The following is a 1,067-nucleotide window of genomic DNA, read 5'->3' as shown; positions in this document are numbered from 1 at the left end:
TGAAATCCTCGTGGAGTTTGTGTAGAGTCTTGCGGGTTATCCACGGTTGAGTCATGCAAGGGCATGGCTCGCCTGACCCCTAAACATGTTCTCGAGGTCTATCTCTCCTGGAAGGGACGGATTGGCCGTGGCGAGTTCTGGGCTTATGGCGTGGCGTTGAACATCGTCTGGATGTTGGTCGCCGCGCTCTTGACGATGGCGCCGTCGCCCGCCGCCGAATTCGCGTCGCTGGCCTGGTACGTTGTCCTGCTCGTTTTCTATTCCGGTCTCATGGTGAAGCGAGGGCATGACCGTGGCCGTCCCGCGCTATTCTCCGTCGCCGTTATCGCTATCCGCGCGTGCATCTTCTTCGCCGTGGGCATGGGGGGCGGCTCGGCCTGGTTGAGCGTTGTGGGCGTGGCGCTCATTCTTTACGTACTGGTCGACTACGCGATCATGCCGGGACAGAAGTCGACGAACCGCTATGGTCCGCCCGCGTACAGTGGGGCGCTGAATAGAAACCCTCTCGTGCTGGGCGCCGAACCTGAAGGCGGCCCGGCTCTTTCGAGCGAGACGCCAAAAGCTTAGATTGCCCGCTCGGCGGAGCAGCCGAGTCGGAGCCGGGACCAGATGAGCGATCGTAGCGAATGGGCGGAGCTGTTCCTGTCGTCGAACGGCAGGCTGGCGCGGACGCCGTTCCTGATCGCGTCCGGCGCGCTGCTGGGCTTCGCCGTGCTGTACGAGGCCGTCACCGGCGTCGGGCGGGCGCTGAACCTGCTGACCGGCTGGCTGGTCTATCCGGTGCTGCTGTTCTCCGGCGCCTGCCTCCTGTCCAAGCGCCTGCACGACCGGGGGCGGTCGGGCTGGTGGTCGATGCTGATCCTGATCGCCGTGATCGCCGTCTGGCCGAGGCCCGACGGCTTCATGGACTTCGCGTTCTCGCTGGTGATCCTGTGGGCGATCGTCGAGCTGGGCGTCATGGGCGGCGAGCAGGGCGCCAACCGCTATGGCGCCAACCCGTTGAAGACGATCTCAATCTAAGCTAGCGGCGAGCGCTCCTTTCTTAACGACGCGGAACCGCTCCACCC

The 1,067-nt window shown here is 64.2% G+C and carries 2 protein-coding genes; both read left to right on the top strand.

Annotation, left to right across the window (positions count from 1 at the left end; genetic code table 11):
* Positions 1–63: 63 nt before the first annotated feature.
* Complete coding sequence (locus FCU40_RS22995; protein WP_168078119.1) at positions 64–567, top strand: DUF805 domain-containing protein; 504 nt, start codon at positions 64–66, stop codon at positions 565–567.
* 42 nt (positions 568–609) lie between these two features.
* Complete coding sequence (locus FCU40_RS22990; protein ID WP_004625440.1) at positions 610–1,020, top strand: DUF805 domain-containing protein; 411 nt, start codon at positions 610–612, stop codon at positions 1,018–1,020.
* Positions 1,021–1,067: the final 47 nt, after the last annotated feature.

Source organism: Caulobacter sp. SSI4214 (assembly GCF_012184455.1).
GTDB classification, from domain to species: Bacteria; Pseudomonadota; Alphaproteobacteria; order Caulobacterales; family Caulobacteraceae; genus Caulobacter; species Caulobacter vibrioides_E.
This window is presented reverse-complemented; position numbering and strand designations above follow the sequence as displayed.